This window comes from Fibrobacter sp. UBA3629, from assembly GCF_002374005.1.
Lineage (GTDB): Bacteria > Fibrobacterota > Fibrobacteria > Fibrobacterales > Fibrobacteraceae > Fibrobacter.
The window spans coordinates 49,271-69,483 of record NZ_DFLC01000040.1 but is presented as its reverse complement, the minus strand read 5'-3'; the positions used below and the strand labels follow the sequence as shown (position 1 = coordinate 69,483).

At 55.0% G+C, this 20,213-nt stretch carries 14 protein-coding genes; 6 read left to right on the top strand and 8 right to left on the bottom strand.

Annotated elements, in window-relative coordinates; genetic code table 11:
* Positions 1-112: 112 nt before the first annotated feature.
* Genes der through B2310_RS12100 form a run of 3 tightly spaced genes read left to right on the top strand, consistent with a single transcriptional unit; the run spans position 113 to position 3,188 of the window.
* Positions 113-1,555, top strand: coding sequence for a ribosome biogenesis GTPase Der (der, locus tag B2310_RS12110; RefSeq protein ID WP_290731981.1), 1,443 nt, complete (start codon positions 113-115; stop codon positions 1,553-1,555).
* On the top strand, positions 1,488-2,123 hold the full coding sequence (gene plsY, locus B2310_RS12105) for a glycerol-3-phosphate 1-O-acyltransferase PlsY (protein WP_290731978.1): 636 nt from the start codon (positions 1,488-1,490) through the stop codon (positions 2,121-2,123). Before der ends, plsY begins: the two co-directional genes overlap by 68 nt.
* 33 nt (positions 2,124-2,156) lie before the next feature.
* Positions 2,157-3,188, top strand: a complete 1,032-nt coding sequence (locus B2310_RS12100; RefSeq protein WP_290731975.1) for an NAD(P)H-dependent glycerol-3-phosphate dehydrogenase — start codon at positions 2,157-2,159, stop codon at positions 3,186-3,188.
* 4 nt (positions 3,189-3,192) lie between these two features.
* Here the strand turns inward: B2310_RS12100 and B2310_RS12095 are convergent, their stop codons facing one another.
* The 6 genes from B2310_RS12095 to gmd form a co-directional block, all read right to left on the bottom strand.
* Entirely contained in the window at positions 3,193-4,473 is a 1,281-nt protein-coding gene (locus B2310_RS12095) for a hypothetical protein (protein ID WP_290731972.1), read from the bottom strand.
* A gap of 114 nt (positions 4,474-4,587) precedes the next feature.
* Entirely contained in the window at positions 4,588-6,495 is a 1,908-nt protein-coding gene (locus B2310_RS12090; RefSeq protein ID WP_290731969.1) for a hypothetical protein, read from the bottom strand.
* A gap of 117 nt (positions 6,496-6,612) precedes the next feature.
* Positions 6,613-7,557 carry a lysylphosphatidylglycerol synthase transmembrane domain-containing protein gene (locus B2310_RS12085; protein ID WP_290723433.1) on the bottom strand — a complete coding sequence of 315 codons (945 nt, stop codon included), beginning with the start codon at positions 7,555-7,557 and terminating at the stop codon, positions 6,613-6,615.
* Positions 7,558-7,560: 3 nt separating this feature from the next.
* Positions 7,561-8,652: a glycosyltransferase family 4 protein gene (locus B2310_RS12080; protein ID WP_290731966.1), complete on the bottom strand. Its 1,092-nt coding sequence runs from the start codon at positions 8,650-8,652 to the stop codon at positions 7,561-7,563.
* 7 nt (positions 8,653-8,659) lie between these two features.
* Entirely contained in the window at positions 8,660-9,550 is an 891-nt protein-coding gene (locus tag B2310_RS12075) for a GDP-mannose 4,6-dehydratase (protein WP_290723430.1), read from the bottom strand.
* Positions 9,550-10,569, bottom strand: coding sequence for a GDP-mannose 4,6-dehydratase (gmd, locus tag B2310_RS12070; protein ID WP_173365301.1), 1,020 nt, complete (start codon positions 10,567-10,569; stop codon positions 9,550-9,552). The genes B2310_RS12075 and gmd overlap by 1 nt, the downstream gene beginning before the upstream one ends.
* 77 nt (positions 10,570-10,646) lie before the next feature.
* Between gmd and dnaE the strand changes: the two genes are divergently transcribed.
* The gene (dnaE, locus tag B2310_RS12065) at positions 10,647-14,435 is read left to right on the top strand and encodes a DNA polymerase III subunit alpha (protein ID WP_173365302.1); all 3,789 of its coding nucleotides are present in this window, start codon (positions 10,647-10,649) and stop codon (positions 14,433-14,435) included.
* Positions 14,436-14,447: 12 nt separating this feature from the next.
* Positions 14,448-15,557, top strand: coding sequence for a lipid-A-disaccharide synthase (locus B2310_RS12060; protein ID WP_290731961.1), 1,110 nt, complete (start codon positions 14,448-14,450; stop codon positions 15,555-15,557).
* Here the strand turns inward: B2310_RS12060 and mutL are convergent.
* On the bottom strand, positions 15,525-17,384 hold the full coding sequence (gene mutL, locus B2310_RS12055) for a DNA mismatch repair endonuclease MutL (RefSeq protein ID WP_290723423.1): 1,860 nt from the start codon (positions 17,382-17,384) through the stop codon (positions 15,525-15,527). The two genes, B2310_RS12060 and mutL, sit on opposite strands and share 33 nt — an antisense overlap.
* Before the next feature lie 100 nt (positions 17,385-17,484).
* On the opposite strand from mutL, the gene B2310_RS12050 reads away from it, so the two are divergent.
* Positions 17,485-18,783, top strand: a complete 1,299-nt coding sequence (locus tag B2310_RS12050) for a hypothetical protein (RefSeq protein WP_173365305.1) — start codon at positions 17,485-17,487, stop codon at positions 18,781-18,783.
* 395 nt (positions 18,784-19,178) lie between these two features.
* On the opposite strand, the gene B2310_RS12045 is transcribed toward B2310_RS12050, so the two are convergent.
* Complete coding sequence (locus tag B2310_RS12045; RefSeq protein ID WP_173365306.1) at positions 19,179-19,991, bottom strand: sigma-70 family RNA polymerase sigma factor; 813 nt, start codon at positions 19,989-19,991, stop codon at positions 19,179-19,181.
* Between the last annotated feature and the right edge of the window lie 222 nt (positions 19,992-20,213).

Here is a 20,213-nt window from a genome sequence, read left to right as displayed (position 1 = left end):
TGTACGAGTACATCGGCAAGGATCTTCAAGAAATGTCCGTAGGGCTTGCTACACTGCCGAGCAAATTGCTTCGTTCTAATATCTAGCCGCCATTTTTCTATATTTACACACGATGAAATTACCAGTCGTGTGCATTATCGGACGCCCGAACGTGGGCAAGTCCTCGCTTTTCAACCGCATCCTGGGGCGGCGTGCCGCTGTCGTTTCTGACCGTGACGGCGTTACCCGCGATAGGCATTACCAGACGGCGAACTACAAGGGCCACGAGTTCACGGTGGTCGATACGGGCGGATTCTTGCCCGACGATTCCATCGACGTGCTGGCCGATAGCGTCCGTGCGCAGATTTTCAATGCGGTCGAGGAATCCGACCTCGTGCTCTTCATGGTGGATGTCCGCGTGGGCATTACCAAGCTCGACCAGCAGTTCGCGCGCCTTATCCGCAAGCTCGACAAGAAGGTGATCCTTGTGGCGAACAAGAGCGAGCAGCAGGGCGACCGACAGGAAAGCTACGAGTTCCTGAAGCTCGGTTTTGGTCAGCCCCGCACCATCAGTGCGCTTACGGGCTATGCCTGCCTCTCGCTCCTCGACGAGGTTGTCTCGATTCTCCCGACGCCGGTGCGTGGCGAGCGCAAGGAAGAACGCCCCATCCGTTTCGCGATTCTCGGCCGCCCGAACGCGGGCAAGAGCACGCTGTTGAACCGCCTGCTGAACGAAGACCGCGCGGTGGTCTCTGACATTCCGGGTACGACCCGCGATTCCATCGACTGCGATTTTGTTGTCGATGGTCAGAAGTTCGTGGTGACCGATACGGCGGGCCTCCGCAAGAAGGCGAAGGTCGAGGACGAAGTCGAAATCTTCAGCAACATGCGCACGCTCGAAAGCATCCGCCGCTCCGACCTCTCGGTACTGATGGTCGATTGCACGCGCGGGCTCGAGGTGCAGGATTTCCGCATCATTACCGAAATCCGCAAGGCGGGCAAGGGCCTGGTGCTCGTGCTCAACAAGTGGGATATCTACCCGGACAAGACGGAAAAGTCCTTCGACCGCATGGTGAAGGAAATGCTAGAACGCGAGCCGATGCTCGAGTATGTGCCGATTATTTCTGCAAGCGCCAAGGAAGGCCAGCGCGTGAACCGTATTGTGCAGGCCATCCAGACGGTGTATGCCAACTGCCGCCGTGTGCTTGGCCGTGACCGCGTGGCAGAATCGTTTGCGAACTTCTTGCAAGAGAAGGCGCCCCCGAGCCACAACGCCCGCGTGGTGTCGCTTACCCGCGCTTGCCAGGTGATGGTGGAACCGCCCGTCATCGCTATCGAGACGCGCACGCCCGAACTGGTAGACGAATCGTACAAGCGTTACTTGCTCAAGAAGTTTTACGAGGAATTCCAGCTGCAGGGTGCGCCCCTGCGCCTGAATTTTGACCAGAAGTTAACCCTCAGAAAGGATGAAGAACTTGAACAGTTTACTGAGTCTTCCAATAGCGTACTTGCTGGGGTCGATCCCCAGCGCCATATGGATAGCAAAGCTCGCAAAGGGAAAGTCGTTCGACATTAGGGATTACGGCTCCAAGAATGCGGGCCTCACCAATACGTTCCGTGTGCTCGGCTGGAAGCCGGCGCTCCCTGTGGTATTCATGGACTTGCTCAAGGGCTTCTTCGGCCCGTGGATTGCCATGCGCATGTGCGAATCCCAGGTCGCTGCCGGTGGTGCGGACTATTCCCACTGGGTTCCGCTTGTCGCGGGTATCCTCGTGATTCTTGGCCACAGCTTCACCTGCTTCGCGGGTTTCCGCGGTGGCAAGGGCGTGCTTGCGGCGCTCGGCGTGTTCCTCGCGCTCTGCCCGATTACGGCGCTTTCTTGCCTCGGCGTTTGGGTGGTGCTCACGTTCAGCACGAAGTATGTTTCGGTAGGTAGCATCGGCGCGTGCGTCGCGCTCGGCGTTTTTGCCGTGATGGGCTTCCTCAAGTTGCCCTTCCCGCCCGACGATATCAACCTCGGGCTCATGATTACCTGCCTTCTGGTGGCGTTTTTCGTGATTGTGAAGCACAAATCGAACATCAAGCGCCTTTTGAACGGCACCGAGAACGGTTTTGGCAGCAAGCGCAAGACTCCGAAGGCATAAATATTGTAGATTGTTGAAAAAAGGATTTTTATCATGAAAGTAACTGTACTTGGAACTGGTGGTTGGGGCCTGACTCTCGGTCAGGTGGTCTATGAAAATAAGTGCGAAGTTTCGTTCTGGACAAACTCGCAGGCCGAAGTCGATCTGCTTTCGACGGAGCATCAGTACAAGGACAAACTCCCCGGCGTAATCTTCCCGGCGGATTTCAAGTACACGACCGACATGAATGCCGCTCTCGATGGTTGCGACATGGTGCTTATCGTGGTGCCGTCGCAGTTCATGGGTGGAGTCGCGAAGAACCTGGGCAAGTGGACTCCGGCGAAGGGCAAGGAACCCATCGTTGTCTGCGCTACCAAGGGCATTCTCGAAGGTACGAACCAGCTGATGAGCGAAGTGCTGCTCTCGAACGTGCCGTGGCTCACCGACGACAAGATGGTCGCCTTCAGCGGGCCTTCGCATGCCGAAGAAGTGAGCCGCCATATCCTTACCGCGATTGTGGCCGCCTGCGTGAACGAGGAATCCGCGAAGCTCGTGCAGAAGGTGATGAGCTGCTCTTACCTGCGCGTTTACAGTTCTACCGACATCGTGGGCGTGGAACTCTGCGGTTCTGTGAAGAACGTGATTGCAATTGCCTCTGGCGTGCTCTACGGGCTCGAGGCGAGCGGCAAGTACAAGATTGGCGACAACACGCGTGCAGCCCTCCTTACCCGCGGCCAGGCCGAAATGTGCCGCCTGGGCAAGGCTCTCGGTGCAAAGTCCGAAACGTTTGCGGGCCTCGCCGGCATGGGCGACCTCATCGTGACCTGCCTCTCGCAGCATAGCCGCAACCGCTACGTGGGTGAACACATCGGGCGTGGCGAAACCATCGAGCAGGTTCTCGCCGGCATGAAGATGGTGGCCGAAGGCGTGCCCACCTGCAAGAGCACCAAGGCGCTCGCCGACAAGCTCGGTGTCGAGATGCCTATCGTGAACTCCGTCCACGCGCTCCTCTTCGAAGGCAAAAAAGTCGAAGACGTGCTCAAGGACATGTGGGGTCGCGAGCTCAAGACCGAAGTCTGGGGTTAAAACCCTAGAAACTGATTGATGCGCCGAAGTGGGCGGCAAACCCATTTCGGAAAATCTTGCCGGATTCAAGTCCGGCGTTTTTGTTTTTGTCAGATGGAGTTTCCGTGCGCTCGGTATAGTCCGTCTTGAACGGGACGATTTGCGTCGCGCTGGCGAAAAGCGAAAGATTGCGGAGAATTCCCTGGGTTTCGCGCTCCAGCGTAATCCCGAGCCCGGCGACGAGCCCGTAGCTCTCGAGCATCCACGACCAGGATTCATTCTGCGCGCTGTAGCCAATGAAAGATGTTGTCGAAGATGTCTTGTCGACCTCGATTTCGTCGTAGGTGTAGTATCCGTGCAAGTCGATACGCGGGGAAACCTTCGTGTGCGTCGTGATTTCGAATTGCGGGTTAACGTGCCCTCCCAGCGTAACTGCGGAAAGGTCGATGTCTGCATCCACCAGGAAGTTCTTCTGCAAGAATGAGAACGAAAGCGTCTGCATGATGGACACGGGAAGCAGGCGGTTCGGGGCGAACGTCTCGAAGAACCGTTTCTTGTTCCGCTCCATGTGAATATCGGCCTTGATGCCGCGTGCATCGAGCCCGAAGGTCTCCTTTTCCCACTGAATACTGCCGTAATGCAGGCTTGCGTCTAGCGGGACGAACATGAAACGCTTGGTGCTGTTGTCGCGCCAGGTGTTCCCGAAAATGTTCACGTCGGCAGAAATTCCCGCATAGTAGAAATCGAGCTTGCTCGTTTCGAAATGGTGCGCGTATTGGGCGTTCCAGAGCCAGATGCGCGAGGAATCCTTGATAAAGTATTCCCGCTTTGCGTTGTACGGAGTCGTGCCGATGTGCTGCAGGCCTGCGGCAAGTTCGTTGCCTGCAAACCTTGCTCCGGCTGTAAATCCCTTGCGCAGGTATTGCGAATTCCAGTCGCCTTCGATCAGGTGGACCTCGTCGTTTTCGTTTTCGGATTCCCAGTGGATGGTCGCAAGGTCCGGAGCTCCGCGCTCGACAAGTGCTGTCGCGTACAGCGAAGAATCCGCAGTGTGTATGGTGACGCTTGATTTTAGCGCCGGCAGGCCACTTGCCGCTACGGAGAAAGTAATGTTCCGAAAGTCGGCCTGGATACCCGCCGAACCGAGCGTGCGGTTGCTGCTTAAAGAAAGTTCCCAGCCGTCTTTCCAGAGCCCGTCTATGCGGTAATGCGAAAACGAGGCGAAAACGGAATACTTGTCGGAATGTGCCGTGTCCGCGACATTGCAGAAAGTACCGCTCAGTTCTTTGGTATCGGTATCCAGCAAAAAAAGCCCGCCGCAGTGGGCGAGGCCTTTTGTTTCACCATACGCCAATGGCGTTGCAAGGAGACTTGTCAAGCCTATGGCGCATAGTGATTTGAAGATTGCTTTCACTGTTGATTAATCAATGGCGAATTCGTTTTCTTGTTCGTCCCAGTCTTCTTCATCTTCGTAGTATTCGTCGAAGTCGTCGTCGATGGCGCCCTTGATGAATTCATCCCAGAAGGAGTCTACGGTCATGTCGGGGAAAATGCCACCGAACGTGACATCGGGGAAGATGATGAACTTGCGGAGGTCTTCGAAGGTGTACTTCTCGATTTCGGAATCGACCATCTTGCCGTTGAGGAGGCCCTGGATAGTCTCGGTCTTGTTGCCGTCCTTGTCGGTAAAGTACCCGAAGTTGGGAACCTCGTTCTCGTAGAAGGCGACGGCGTACTTGATGGTGCCCTTGTCGTCCTTGCACATTCCTGCGGGGAGCGTCACGTCAGGAATCTTCCATTCGGTTTTTGTTATTGGCTCGTCGCTATTAATCATGGCCCAGGGGTCGCCTTCCACGTAGCTGTTGACGACGAACTTGATCTTGCAACCGTCAGCAACGTAGCCGATTTCTGCTTCGATACGTTCAGGTTCGTAGACATCCATGAAGATTGTTCCCGAGGTCTCGTCGTCTTCCCATCCGCTGACTTGGTTGCTTTCAATGTTGGGGTTGAACTTGTAGTATTCCTGGGCCACGTAACCCTGCATGAACCTCTGGGCGTAAGCATGGTATTCCAGGTCTTCGGACCAGTAGAAACCGCCGTCCGGGTTCACCCATTCGGACTTGTCGTTCACCACGTGGTACGGCAGGAACTTCTGGATACCGTCGGTGTTTTCAAACCACTTGTAGGGCGCGATCTTGATGGTCTTGCCTTCGGCGTAGGGGATGTCGAAGCCGGTACGGAGCTGGGTCTTGATGGTGCTCAGGGAATCGATAATCTTCTGGGCGTCGGCGGTACTCAGGTCGGCTTCTTCGCCGTCACCCACGATGTAGAGGTCGTTTTCCTGGGTCTTGAGGCCGTTCTTTGCTTCTTCGAGTCCGTACTGCAGGCCGAACTGCACGTAGCTAATCGCGCTGTCTATCATGTTCGGGATGTTCTTGTATTCTTTTTTCCAGGAATCATGGACAGAGGTGAACTTGCTGTCTTTCCCGATAAACTTGAACAGGCGCTCGATACCGTGGTTGTCGTAGTAGTTTACCTTGGCGCCTAATTCCATAAGGGAATCAATCCAGTCGTATTTGCCGTTCTCGTCGATGTCGAGGTTAATGCTGACAACTGCCGTGAGTGTCGCCTTGGCGGCGTACAACGCGGCAAGTACCGGGGCGAATTCACCGCGGTCAAGTTCAACATCGCGCTCGTCGATGGTGTAGGTGCAGGTGAACGCGTCGTCGTTTGCGATGTTCGTCATGTAGCGGATGGAGGAATCCAGCGACGGAATGGCGGTTGCGATGGTGGATTGAACGTCGCTTACCAAAATGCCGCGAAGTTCGTCGGTGGAATGGAAGGCGAGATTGAAGGAAACCTCGGAAGAACCCATCATGTCGCGCGAGAAGAGCGATGCGCCGGGCTTACCCGTGCGGGCGAGCAGCGTATCGACCAGGTTGTTGATTTTCTTGTTGTTCGCGATATCCGAGATGATGGATGCCGTGTAGGCGAGCTGCGCTTCGCAGTTACCGGGATACTTCTTGAGGATTGCCTCGATGGAGGACTTTGTCGCGGCGCTCATTTCTTGCGCCTTGCTCAGGTCGCCATCCCCGAAGGTGGAGTAGACATCGGTAAGGTCGCTCTTGATTTTTTCGATTTTGGCCTTGTCCGCTTCGTCCGTGATTTCTTCGCAGCCGACAACGACATCCACGTTGGTTTCTTGGGGTTCTTCGATTGAAGAATCATCCCTGGATCTTATGGGCGATGAATCATCGTTGGTGGAACACCCGGTCAAATATGCCAGGGTGCAGAATGTGAATATGGAGGCTTTTTTCAATAACTTCATGTTGTCCATCCTTTTTTGTTTGTAAAGAAAAATAAGAAAAAAGGAGGTGAAGAGAACAAAAAACTTATTTTTCGTCAGAAAAAGGTGTTTAAGAACAAGTTTTGGGAGATAAAGCGTCTATTTTCGCTTCCCGAGGGCTCCGAAAACCACGGCCCCCTGCACGGCCTGGAATACCATGGGGATGTATCCGAGGAGTGCTGCGGCAAGGACGATGTCGGCGGGGATGCCGAGCAGGCCTGTGAATAAACTAACATTTACGCCTTCGCGGATACCGATGCCGTTTATTGAAATCGGGAGCATCGAAACCGTGATGGTGATTGTCATGAACACCGTGATGGTCGCGATATCTACCGGAACGCCTACCGCCTGGAAGTATGCGTAATGGATGGCGATGGACGAAATCTGCAGCCAGATAGAATCTAGTCCCGAAAGGAAGAACGCCTTTTTGTAATTGCGGTAAATGGAGAAGGCGTCCTGCAACTTTGTCAGGAACGGGATGCGCCCTGCGATTTTTTTAGGGATTCTTATTTTATCCGAAAATAGCCCGCCGACAATGATGAGGACGGAAACGAGAGCGACTGCACATACGGCGCCCGTATACATGGCGGGAATGTCGTAACGGGCGATAACGAACGGGAGTGTTACAAAGAAGCAGATGAACATCGCGATGAGACCCATCACGCGAGAGATGGCGACTGCCGCGACCGAGTTCGCCATGTTCCCGAATCGCTTTCCGAATGCGATGGTCTTGACCGCATCCCCGCCGAATCCGCTGGGGAGCAGGTTGTTGAAAAAATATCCGAGCGCGATGTAGGCGTAGAACGTGCGGAACCTGATTTTCTTGCCTTCTTCGAGTAAAAGCCCGCGCCAGCGGTTCGCCTGGATGAACATGCTGAACAGCGTGCAGAAGAGGATGACGCCAATCCACGGGAGTGCCTGCGCTGTCCAGTGGTTGCTTACATCGGCAAACGGGACCTTGTAGAATATGTAGGCGAGGCCACCGATACTGATGGCCGCCTTCAATACGCTCGAAAGGATTTTTTTTGCCGAACCCTGCTGCATCCCTTAACCTTTTTCTGCGGCGAGCTCTGTAGCAATTTCGCGAATTTGCCTGGCACTCGATTCCCACGTGAACTTGCTTACCCAGGCATCGATTTCGCCATCGTATTTGCCCTTGTCGTCGATGGAATTTTCCAATGTGCGGGCAATGCTTTCGGCATCCTTCGGGTCGAAGTATTTTGCGACGCTCCCGCCGACTTCGGGGAGTGACGACGTGTTGGAACAGGCGACGGGAGTGCCGCAGGCGAATGCTTCGAGTACGGGGAGCCCGAAACCTTCGTAGAGCGAGGGCAGCACGAACAGGTCGGCCAAGTTGTAGAAGTTCACGAGGTCTTCCTGGCTGACCATGCCGGCGTGTATTGTGAGGCCTTCTAGTCCAAGTTCTTTTTCGCGGGTGTCCTGCGTGCGGCCACTGAATGCCTTGCCGACAAGCACGAGCCTGCAATTCTCTTTCCCCTGCATGCGGGCGAAACCTTTCAGGAGCATGTTCAGGTTCTTGTGGGGGAGCAAGTTCCCGACGTACAAAAGAATCTTCTTGTCGCGCGGGATATTGAATTTCTCGTACAGGTATTCAAATTCTTCCTTGGGCTTGCGGACGAATTCCTTCCCGTAACCCAGCGGGACAACAGTTATTTTCGATTCGTCTGCCTTGTAGAACCGCAGAAGGTCGCGCTTGGTGCTTTCGGAATCCGCGAGAATGCGGTTCGCGCGCTTGCAGATGAACCAGAAGATGAACTTGAAATACAGGTGCACTACCTTCATCGGCAAGAACTCGGGGTGCACAAGGTGGGTGAGGTCGTGGACCGTCACCATCATCTTCCCGCGGTAAAAGAGCGGTACGTTGCAGTGCGGGATGTGCAAAACGTCGGGCTTTTGCTTGCGCAACTTGCAGTAGGGGAACTTGAGCTGTTCCTTGTAGCCGTAGATGCCGCTGATGAATGGAATGTGCGTGGGCACTTCGCCGTAGGCATCGAGGTCCTTCGGGTCGCCGAGCGCTACGCTGTAGCCCACGTCGCGAAGCCAGTGTTGGATGCAGGTGCCTATACCGGACCTACTCACCATGCGGGCGTCTATCGCGATTTTCGGGGCGTTACCCATGCAAGTCCTATGCCTCTGCCCTGAAGTGGTCAAACATCTTCTTGAGGGTCGTGCGTATGTCGGTGCCTTTCCAATACTTCTTTATGCGGGTGTTGTCGGCGCACAGGTATGGAGTTTCTACCGGGCGCACCTTCTCGGGGTCCACGACGATTTCAATTTCGGCAGGCGTGAATTTTAGAATCACGTCTTTCAGCAAATCTTCGATCCTGTTTGCGATTCCGGAGCCCACGTTGTAGGTGTCGAACTCGTTTTCGTTTTCGAGCAGCATGCGGTAGACATGTACGACGTCTTCCACATCGGAGAAATCGCGCCAGGCGCTCAGGTTCCCCACGAGAATCTTGCCGGGCTTTCCCGACTTGTCGATTTCGGCGACCTGCTTCACGAAACTCGGGAGCGCAAACGTTGTCGTCTGCCCGACTCCGGTGTGGTTGAAGGAGCGCGTGCACACGATTTGCATGCCGTATTTCTTGCGGTAGAGCTGTGCGAAGTTTTCTTGCGCAATCTTCGAGATGCCGTAGGGGTTGCTCGCTTCGAGCGGGTCCGTTTCCTTGAGCGCCTTGTTCCCTTCGGGAATGGCGTATTCCTCGGCGCTCCCGATTAAAAGCGTCTTTGCGTGCGGCGCATGCTTGCGGATAGCTTCCAGCAGGTTGAGCGTTCCGTTCACGTTCACGCTGATGGTATCGGCGGGGCACTTCCAGGAGGCCCCTACCGAACTGATGGCGGCGAGATTCACGATGGCGTCGGGTTTCGCTCCTTCAATGAGCGCTTCCACCTGGGGCGCGTTCTGCAGGTTCACCTCGGGGAGATCCGCGGTCACCACGCTATGCCCTGCGGCTTCAAGCTCGCGGGTAAGGTACTTGCCTACGAATCCGGCTGCACCGACGATGACGACTTTCATCAAATCTTTCCTTCGGCAAGGAGCTTGATGTCGCTTTCGACCATGCGCTTCGCGAGTTCTTCGTAGCTGATTTGCGGTTCCCAGCCAAGGACCTTCTTCGCCTTGCTTGCGTCGCCGATGAGCAGGTCCACTTCGGCGGGGCGGAAGAACTGCGGGTTCACCTTCACGACTACCTTGTCGGTACCCTTGAGGGTCGCGTATTCGTCGACGCCCTTGCCGTGGAATTCGATTTCCATTCCGGCGGCCTTGAAGGCGAGCGTTACGAACTCGCGGACGGTATGCGTCTTGCCGGTGGCGACCACGAAGTCGTCGGCCTCGGGCTGCTGCAGCATGAGCCACATGGCGCGCACGTAGTCGGCGCTATGACCCCAGTCGCGGCTTGCGTCCATGTTCCCGAGTTCAAGCACGTCCTGCTTGCCTGCCTTGATCTTTGCGACAGCGATGGTAATCTTTCGGGTCACGAATTCGGCGCCGCGGCGTTCAGATTCGTGGTTGAAGAGGATGCCGGAGCAGGCGAACATGCCGTAGCTCTCGCGGTAGTTCTTGATAATCCAGTGCCCGTAGAGCTTGGAAACTCCATAAGGGCTGCGCGGGTAGAAAGGCGTAGTCTCGTTCTGCGGGATAGCCTGCACCTTGCCGAACATCTCGCTGGTCGATGCCTGGTAAACGCGGGTGTCGGGCTTCACGAGGCGGACCGCTTCCAAAAGTTTCGTGACGCCGATGGCGTTGATATCGGCGGTGGAGAGCGGGGTTTCCCAGGAGGTGGTCACGAAGGACTGCGCGGCGAGGTTGTATATCTCGTCGGGTTTCGCGATTTCCATGGCACGCAAAAGCGATGCGGAGTCGGTCATGTCGCCGAAGATGAAGGTGACTTTGCCCTTGAGGTGTTCGGCGTTGTTGAAGTCGAGCTTGCTTTTGCGGCGGACGAGCCCATAAACTTCGTAACCCTTCTCGAGAAGAAATTCTGCCAGGTACGAACCGTCCTGGCCGGTAATGCCTGTAATAAGTGCGCGTTTCATGTTGTAAAAAATACAATTTTTGATGAAGGGATATTTTGAAGGAGTTCCTGTAAGTGCTTTTTTGTTAAATTGCGGGTATGGCTTTTGTTCATCTCCAAGTACATTCCGAGTTCTCGATTTTACAGTCGTCCGCCCGCTTAGATGATATTTTTGCTGCCGCAGCGGCCGATAACGCTCCGGCTGTCGCGTTGACGGATCATGGCGCGATGTTTGGTATCCTGGAATTCCAGGAACGCGGGAAGGCCCTGAACAAGAAGCGCAAGGAAAAGGGGCTCCCGCCCATCAAGACGGTGCTGGGGTGCCATGTCTATGTCGATTCTCCCGGTTCGACGCAGAAGGATACGACCACTTACGAACGCCTGACGCTCCTGGTGGAGAACAAGGAAGGCTATTACAATCTGCTTCGTATCGTCAGTTTCCGTTATGAGGAATCGGACCGTTGGGCGGAGATTCCGTCTGTCCCTTTGAGCGTCGTCGCCGAACACAAGGCGGGCCTCATAGCTATTGCTGGAGACTACTTTAGCCGTTATGGACAGAACGTTGCGGCGGCCCGCGAAACTCCTGCTCGCGACTTCATGTTCGAACTCGACAAGATTTTTGATCGAGACCACCTCTACCTTTCGGTTTGCAACAACGGAATCGAACTGCAGGGGCGCGTGAACGATTTCAACGTGCGGCTGGCCGAGGAACTTGGCCGCGGAATCGTTGCCGTGGGCGATGTCCATTACATCAAGCAGCAGGATGCTCAGGCGCACAAGGCGCTCCGCTGTATCGCCCTGACCGAAAAGCTCAAGACGTTTGAAGACAAGCGCTTTCCGAGCGACAAGTTCTATTTCCGCACCGAAGCCGAGATGCGCGAACTCTTCGGCCATATTCCAGGAGCCATCGAGAATACGGTTTCCATTGCGGAACGCTGCAATTTCGAGGTGGTGACGGGTATCGGCGACGACTTTTGGCCCCGATTCGAAATTCCGAAGGAATTCCTGGCCTCGGAAGAATACCAGGAAATCAAGGCCATCATGAAGGCCGAATACGATGCGGAATACCCCACCTTCTACGAAAAGCAGCTCAAAAAGTATTGCGAGAAAAACGAGAAGGATGCGGAAAGCCTCACCGACGAGGACCGGGCCGCCATCGCGAAGGCTACGGCCAAGGATTGCAAGCCGGGCTCCGATTCCGACATCTACATCATCCACCTCTGCAACGAGCGCCTCAAGTGGCGTTTCCCCGATGAGGATTTCAAGTTCCCGACGCACGAGACCGAAGTGGGCCAGCGCATGTACAAGGAACTGAACTGTATCCGCAACATGAACGTTGCGGGTTACCTGCTCATCGTGTGGGACTTTATCAACTGGTCGCGCGAACACGGAATTCCTGTGGGACCGGGGCGTGGATCTGCGGCGGGTTCGCTCGTCACCTACATCATCGGCATTACCGATATCGACCCGCTCAAGTTCGGCCTCCTTTTCGAGAGATTCCTGAACCCCGAACGCGTGTCCATGCCCGATATCGATACGGACATTGCTGACCGTGACCGTGGACGTGTCATCGATTATGTGACGCGCAAGTACGGTGCCGACTGTGTGGGCCAGATTATTACCTACGGCATGCTCAAGTCCAAGCAGGTCATCAAGGATGTGGCGCGAGTCCTGGATATCCATTATACGGAAGCCGACCAGATTATCGCCTGTTTCCCGCAGCGCGTGCTCAACTTTAGCCTCAACGATGCCTGGACGGGCCTCGACAAGAAAGGGAACCCGGTTGCTCCGGACTATAGCCCGGAACCGCTTCGGGCGTTGGTCGAGGGCAATTCGCGCTACCAGGAACTCTGGAGTATCGCGCTCCGACTTGAGGATTTGCCGCGCCAGACGGGCGTACATGCATGCGGCGTGGTGATTACGCCGACCCCCATTTACAACCTTGCCCCGCTTTACCGGGCGGCCCCCGCCGATACCCCGGTGGTGATGTACGACAAGCATTATTCCGAGACGATTGGCCTCTTGAAGATGGACTTCCTCGGCCTGATTAACTTGTCCATCATCCAGGATGCGGTGAACATGATCAAGAAGAATCGTGGCATCGACCTGGACATGGGGCATATCCCTCTCGATGACAAGAAGACGTTCGACCTTTTGGGCAAGGGCATGACGACCACGGTGTTCCAGTTCGAATCTCCGGGTATGCAGAAGTATTTGCGCGAACTGAAGCCGAACCGTATTGGCGACCTTATCGCCATGAACGCACTTTACCGTCCGGGCCCGATTGACCAGATTCCGCACTTCATTGCGCGCAAGCTGGGCAACGAAGAGATTGACTGCTACCATCCGGACTTGAACCCCATCCTTTCGGAAACCTACGGCGTTATCGTCTATCAGGAACAGGTGATGCAGCTTGCTCAGGTGCTGGGCGGCTACACGCTGGGCGGCGCTGACAACATCCGCCGTATCATGGCGAAGAAGATGCCCGAAAAGATGGAAAAGCTCCAGCCGGAGTTCTTCCAGAAGTGTATCGACAAGGGCTACGACAAGGCTCTGATTCAGAAGGTGTGGGATGCCGTGCTCCCGTTCTGCGGATATGCGTTCAACAAGAGCCATGCGGCCGCCTATGCGTACGTGGCTTATCAGACTGCGTATCTCAAGGCGAACTATGGCCCTGAATACATGGCCGCTTCCATGACATCCAAGATGGGCAAGACGGAAGACATCGTCACCATCATCCAGGAATGTAAGCGCATCGGTGTGCCGGTGCTTTCCCCGAATATCAACGTCTCTCTCGGCGTGTTCTCGGCCGACAAGGATGGCAATATTCTCTATGGTCTGGGCGGAATCCGGAACGTGGGTATCGCCGTTGTCGAGGATGTGGTGGCCGAACGCGAGAAACACGGCCCTTACAAGGATATTTTTGATTTTTGCAAGCGCGTGGCCGAATATCAGGGCAGCTTCAAGGAGAAACATCCTCCGCTGAGTAAGAAGGTCCTGGAATGCCTCATTATGGCGGGCGCTCTCGATTGCCTTCCGGGAAATCGCGCGGTGCTCATGGCGACAGTGGACCGCGCCATCGAGGTGGCTGCTAAATACCAGCAGGACAAGTCCGTGGGGCAGATGTCCCTGTTTGATTTGGGCGGGGCAGGCGCATCCATGGCGAATACGGCCGAGGTTCTGGAAGATGCCGAGCCGTGGGGCGATATGGAAATGCTCAACAAGGAACGCGAGGTGCTGGGCCTGTTCCTTTCGGGGCATCCGCTCAACGAGTTCCGCCCTGAACTTCAGGGATTTACGACATCTTCGCTTGCGTATGACGAACTGAAACGCAAGGTGGGGAGTACGGTTATCGTGGGTGGCGTAGTCACCTCGATGAAGTCTATCGACACAAAACGTGGCGGTGCCATCGGTATCGGCGTTATCCGTGACTTCCACAGCGAAGTCGAGCTGTTCTTCAAGAAAGACGACTGGGAACGTTTCCGCGACAAGATTTCTGGGGATGACCGTATTCTGGTCAAGGGTTTGCTGGAATACAAGCGGGATAAGGAACGCAAGTTGACAGAGGAACTCCAGATTGCGGTGGAGGAAGTCTTCCAGTTGGACTATGTCCGCGGACGCATGGTCAAGTATGTTCATGTGAGCCTGGATTCCTTGATGCTGACTGAGGAATTCCTTCAAAAACTGGAAGAAGGCATGCAGCGCTTTGAACCGTTCGAAGAAAATGGCGGTAGCGAACTTGTGTTCCATGTCGAAACCGAAACGCTCAATGAGCATGTGATTGTTCTGCGAAAGAAGCGCGTTGAATACTCGCAGGAACTGATGAACTGGCTCGTTCACGACATGGGAGTGCTCAAGTTCTGGGTATCTCCTAAATCTAGACGTTGATGGAGAACACCCATGGCCTACGTCCTTTTTTGCGCGGGCGAAGATTCGGGCGATTCGCTTGGAGCTCCGTTAGTTCGTGAGACGGTGAAATTAGGCTTTCGCGTGGTGGGTGCGGGGGGAGTGCGCATGCAATCGGCAGGGCTTGAACCGATTGTGAACTATGAGCTGCTCCCGGTTTCTGGATTTGGCGATGTGATCCCGCACCTTGTGCGTTTGCGTCGCATGCGCGATCGCCTTGCAGAAGCCCTTTTGGACAAGGATTGCATTGCTCTTGTCGCTATCGACTATCCTGGATTCAATATGGAATTGAACCGGGTGGCGCAGCGATGCGGGAAACCGGTTCTCTATGTGGCACCGCCCCAGGTGTGGGCTTGGAAACGGTCCAGGGCGAAAAAACTGCGCCATGCGAAACTTGCGGTACTCTTTGATTTTGAACGCGACTTTTACGCGCAGCAGGGTTGCCGTGCCGAAATCCTTGAATTCCCGTTCACGGGAAGGATTTCGGCAGAGCGCAACGGCGCTCTCTTGCTGCTGCCGGGCAGCCGCAAACGGCAGGCGCAGCGCAACATGCCGCTGTTTGTTGCATCGGCGTCGCTTTGGCTCCTGAAGCATCCGCATCGAAATGCGGTTGTACTTGCGTCGCGGCCTTCGCTGGCAAAGGCATTCGAAAGCATGCTTCTACGATATGCCCCGGGCGATGTCAAGGATCGGATTTCTGTGGCGGTGGCGCCGTCATCGGCCGATGAACGTGGAACTTTCTTTGCGCGTTTCTCCCTTGCTTTGACTGCCCCGGGGACGGGGTCCCTCGAAATCGCGCTTTCGGGAACGCCGGAGGTTGTATGCGACGTCCTGGATTCGCTGACATACTTTGTCGGGAAGCATTTCGTGAAGACGGATCTTTTTGCCTTGCCGAACATTTTGTCCGGTGGCATGCAGGTCCCGGAACTTTATTTCGACAGCCGAAACGAGAACCGTTCGGCTTCGGCACAGGCTGTGGCAAATGCTCTGGAATCGTGCGCTCGGCAAGATGCGCGGGCGCTTGCGAGCAGGCTTCGGGAACGGCTCTCGAAAGGGCTCTCCCCCGAAAAACTAATGTCTGAATTTCTTGGCGAGCTCCTCTAGCGTAATGCGCATGAGGGTCGGCGCTCCGTAAGGGGACTTGAGGGGATTTTCCGTAATCATCAGCTGCCCCATCAGTGCTGCCATTTCTTCGGGCTTGAGCTTGTCGCCTGCCTGATAGGCGTTGGTGCGGGCCCAGGCCTTGGCTATCGAATCCTGAATCTTGAGCGGGTCGCCCTTGTCGCCTTCGTCTATGCAGCTTTCGAAAAACTGGTGGACCGCCTTGACCGCTCTCGAAAGCGGAAGCCCGCTCGGGATGGCGCGGATCTGGTAGGTGTCGCCTCCGAAATGCTCCACGTAGAATCCGAGCTTCCGGAGTTGGTCGTTTACGGAAGGGAGAATCTGTTTCTCGATTTTGGAAAGTTCGATGAGTTCGGGGAACAGGAGTTCCTGGCTGTCGAGCGAACTGCCGTTTTGCAGGGTTTCGAGCGCCTGCTCGTAAAGGATTCTTGTGTGGGCGGCGTGTTGGTCGATAATCAAAAGGCCGTCGCTATCTTCGCCTGCGATGTAGGTGTCCGCAATCTGGAAAAGCGTCGGCGGATTCCATGCTGCAGGCTCCGGTTCCGGAGGCGGGACGTTCCCGGCGCTGGGCTCAAGCGAAATGATTTTCCCTGCTTCGGGCTGAGAAAACAGGTCCTGCACGTCGTCGCGCGTATTGTAGGATTTTGCCTTCTTTCTTTCGTTCAGGCTTGCGCTAAAGGCCGGAATCTGGTATTGCGAATGTGTCGCTTTTTGGGGGACGCTGTCCGTCGGACTGCCAGCCGCGGTTGTGGACAAAGTTTGTTCGCTTTTGGCATCACTCTTGAATTCTTCGCTCAGGTCGATGAACGGGGAGTTGGCTTCCAAATCTTTTTGGAACGTGTCGCGAATGGCGTGGCTTACGACGAGGAAGACGATGTTCTGGTTCGCAAATCGGACTTCGCGCTTGGCGGGATGCACGTTCACGTCAAAATCCGTATCGGGCATGTCGAGGAAGAGGACGGAAACGGGCTTGACCTGCGCTCCGTAGGGCTCGTAGGCCTGCGAGACCGCCTTCGCAATCATCTTGCTTTCGATAGGCCGGTTGCGCAGGAATAGGAACTGGTGGTGGCGTTTGCCGTTCGTTTCGGTCGTTGGGGAAATGTACCCCGTTACGTGGACTCCCGCTTCGGTATAGTCGACGGGCAAGAGCTTCTTTGCGATTCCCGAACCTATGGCTTCGGCAAGGCGGCTGCGCAGTTCGCCGGGAACCCCGATGAACACGGACTTGTCCCCGACCTTGTAGTCAAATCGAATTTCGGGGTGCGCGATGGCCGCTTTCAGCACGACGTCGAGAATCTTGGTGCACTCCGAGGTCTCGCTTCCGAGGAAGGTCCTGCGGACGGGAGTGTTGAAAAACAGGTCCTCGATGAGGAATGTCGTCCCGTGGCTCGAGGCGTAATCCTCCTCGCCTTCGACGTTTCCGCCCTTGATGATGAGCCTTCCGCCCTCGCCGCTGTCGGTGCTGGTGGAAATGGTCATTTTAGAAATGGCGGCGATGGACGCCACTGCCTCTCCACGGAATCCGTTCGTATGGAGGTGGAACAGGTCGTCAGCCTTGTTCAGCTTGGAAGTCGTGTGCCTCAGGTAGCATAGCCGGAGGTCTTCTCGGTCCATTCCCTTTCCATTGTCCGAAACGAGGATTTTCTTTTTCCCGCCTTGCTCGATTTGCACCTGTATACGGGTAGCGCCAGCGTCAATGGAGTTCTCCATGAGCTCTTTTACAGCCGAAGCCGGGCGTTCTATTACCTCGCCTGCCGCAATCTTGTTGATGATTTCATCCGGCAAAAGGTGTATTTTAGCGGATTTCATGAGCCAAATATAACCAAATCGGCTTGCAAAAGTCTATTTTTTTGTAAATTGTAGTCGAAATCTTTAATTGGAAGATTTCTATCCAAAACGGAGGATAACCTTGATCTCGAATTTCTTTGTTCAACTGGCGCACTTTGAGCTGTTGATATCGTATCCGGTGAAAGATATCTTGACCCTGCTCCGTCGCGATTCTCGTTTCGACACGAAGCTCGTGAACGACCTCTTCTTTGAGGGTGCCTACATGGACGAGAGTTCTTACCGGTTTATCTTGGATAACCTGGTGTCCTGGCTCTATGACCGTGGCGAAAACCCCGATGATTTCGTGGAAAGAATTGTAAAACGTTGCGCCGACTTTGAAGCGGTTCCCGCACGTGGAGTGCTGCGTTCTTACCTGCCTTTCATTTCCCAGTTCTACCAGACCAAGGATGTTCGAGCCCTTTGCCTCGAGATTATTCCCAAGCGTTATCCGTTCCTGACGCATTTCTCGGTGCTGTCCGACAAAGTAGAAAGTGACATGCGCAACATGCACATCTCCTTCCGCTTTGAGACTCCAGGCGCCTTGGTTTCTAACCCCATTCGCTGGATTCTTGGAATGTTCCGCGTGGGCCCGCTTCTGCTTAACACGCCCGCGTACGAACAGATGGATATCATTGCGACCCAGACCTCCTTTATTGAAGCTCTCGAAAATCGTGTCCCGGCAGAAATGCGCGATGGAAACGTCTTTGTCGGAGACCGCCTAGTGGGACGGACTGCTACCTTCGGTGATTGCCTTGATGAACTCGGCTTCGAATGGGAAAACAAGCCTGAACGCGAGGTAGGCTGCGTCCTTGCGCTGGAAGATGTCCGCGATGCGAAGACGAATACGCTCCTGCTCCGCAAGGGCTGCTACTATGGCACTCCGAGCAACATCCTGGATGTCCGGTTCAAGGCGAATGTCATTACGCAGGAACCGTTCCTCAAGCTGATGAGTTCCGTGGTCAAGCAGGAATTCGCGGCCTGGCAGCCGATTCAGAAGGCGCAGGAACAGCTTCTCGGCGCTATGAGTGATTCCGTTGAAGTCATCTACTACAAGAGCGACGATTCCATCTCGGTAAACAACAAGCACCTGATGCGCAACGTTCCCGCCCGCATCCTGCGCAACCTCCTGCGCGAATATATGGCGACAGGCCGCGAGGAATACGAGAACCGTGAATTCAAGCGCGACCCGTCCATTTGCATGGACCCCCTGCGTCCGAACTTCGAAAGCCGGTTGAACCGCGTCATTGCGCATATCAACGGCACGGCTGAGAAGGATGGGGCGCCTGGCGAAGGTGTCAAGAAGTTCTTCGAGATCGAACGCCATCGTCGCGGTGGCTTCCGCTTTGTGCCGAAGTGCAAGATCATTTTCCGCGAGGAATAAAGCCCCTCGCGCTGGATTTTGTTGCGGAAAAAAACGTGATGAAGGAATGCTAAAAAAATAAGCATTTTGGAAGAACGCGCATAAAGAAAATTTGATAAATTTGGATTCGTTGAGATTGGTTGAAGGGTAAATCCTCACAAGACGTTATCATTGCTCCCCTCCTGATAAGTTAAAGGTTCCGGATACCGCTCAATATTTTCTCCTTCTTAGGAAAGTGCCCCTCACGGGGCGCTTTCTTTTTTTCATGCACACCGAAGGTGTGCACGAGCACCTAAATGCGAATGCAGTTAGGTGCGTGTCGGGTGGGTCTTAGGGAGGGGCCGTCGTGCGAACCCCTCCCTAGTCTCATAAAAAAGCCCGCTTGCGCGGGCTCTTAAAAGGCTTGTAATCGTCGGTTACTTGTTGATTGCGGCGAGGAACGCATCCTTCTTTTCTTGCAGGAATTCCTTGCTGTTGTACTTGCGGATGCGGCGGAGTGCCTGGTCGCGCAACTGGCGGACGCGTTCATGGGAGATGTTCATGGATTCGCCCACTTCACGAAGCGTCTGCGGAGCTTCTTGGTTGATGCCGAAGATGCCGGTAATGACCTTCGCTTCGCGTTCGGGGAGCTGCTCCATCAAGTCGCGTGCGAGCGCCTCGACGCTCTGGATTTCGGAATCCGCTTCCGGGTTCGAGGCTCCGGTGTCGGGCAGCACTTCGGCGTAGGTCGCCTTGGAGTCTGCCTTCAGCGGGCTGTCGAAAGAGACGCCGCGCTGGCCGATCTGGATGAGCTCGCGGATTTCCTCGTTGATTTCCTTGCCGCGGGACTGCTCGTGCAAAGCCTTACGCACGCGGAGGTGCTGGTTTGCCGGCAGGCGGATGAGGTTACCCTGCTCGTTGATGGCGCGGGTGATGTAGGCCTTGATCCACCAAACGCCGTAGCTGATGAACTTGAGGCCGCGGGTGTGTTCGAACGATTCGATGGCGCGCACGAGGCCCATGGCGCCTTCGCTCACCAGGTCCGGGAGCGGGATGGGACAGCCGCGGTACTGGATAGCGACCTTCAGCACGAAACGCATGTTCGCGGAAATCAGTTTCTTGCGGGCAATCTTGTCACCTTCTTTAGCTTTCTGGAAAAGGATCTGCTCCTCGTCGCGGGAGAGGGGGGCAGTTCTTCTGATGTCTTCAAGGTAACGTTTGAGGGTAGTATCGGTAGAGTCTATATGCATTTTCTTTCCTTGCCCTTTAAATATCGCTTTTTTTATTAGCAAGTTGCGTGCCAAAAGTGTAAAATTTTGGTCCAAGTCCGCTTTTTGCCTGAAAAGGCGAGTGTTTCTCCTAAAATGTTGAATTATTTGTCATTAAATTTAACAAATGTCATGATTTTTGTAAAATTATGTTTCGAAAAGTGACCGTGAAAGCTCCGCCTGGGCTTTGCTTGGCCGTTGCGG

Coding starts and splice junctions, on each gene's coding strand:
- der (WP_290731981.1), top strand. CDS start 113: ATGAAATTACCAGTCGTGTGCATTATCGGACGCCCGAACGTGGGCAAG.
- B2310_RS12100 (WP_290731975.1), top strand. CDS start 2,157: ATGAAAGTAACTGTACTTGGAACTGGTGGTTGGGGCCTGACTCTCGGT.
- B2310_RS12090 (WP_290731969.1), bottom strand. CDS start 6,495: ATGAAGTTATTGAAAAAAGCCTCCATATTCACATTCTGCACCCTGGCA.
- B2310_RS12085 (WP_290723433.1), bottom strand. CDS start 7,557: ATGCAGCAGGGTTCGGCAAAAAAAATCCTTTCGAGCGTATTGAAGGCG.
- B2310_RS12080 (WP_290731966.1), bottom strand. CDS start 8,652: ATGGGTAACGCCCCGAAAATCGCGATAGACGCCCGCATGGTGAGTAGG.
- B2310_RS12075 (WP_290723430.1), bottom strand. CDS start 9,550: ATGAAAGTCGTCATCGTCGGTGCAGCCGGATTCGTAGGCAAGTACCTT.
- gmd (WP_173365301.1), bottom strand. CDS start 10,569: ATGAAACGCGCACTTATTACAGGCATTACCGGCCAGGACGGTTCGTAC.
- dnaE (WP_173365302.1), top strand. CDS start 10,647: ATGGCTTTTGTTCATCTCCAAGTACATTCCGAGTTCTCGATTTTACAG.
- B2310_RS12060 (WP_290731961.1), top strand. CDS start 14,448: ATGGCCTACGTCCTTTTTTGCGCGGGCGAAGATTCGGGCGATTCGCTT.
- mutL (WP_290723423.1), bottom strand. CDS start 17,384: ATGAAATCCGCTAAAATACACCTTTTGCCGGATGAAATCATCAACAAG.
- B2310_RS12045 (WP_173365306.1), bottom strand. CDS start 19,991: ATGCATATAGACTCTACCGATACTACCCTCAAACGTTACCTTGAAGAC.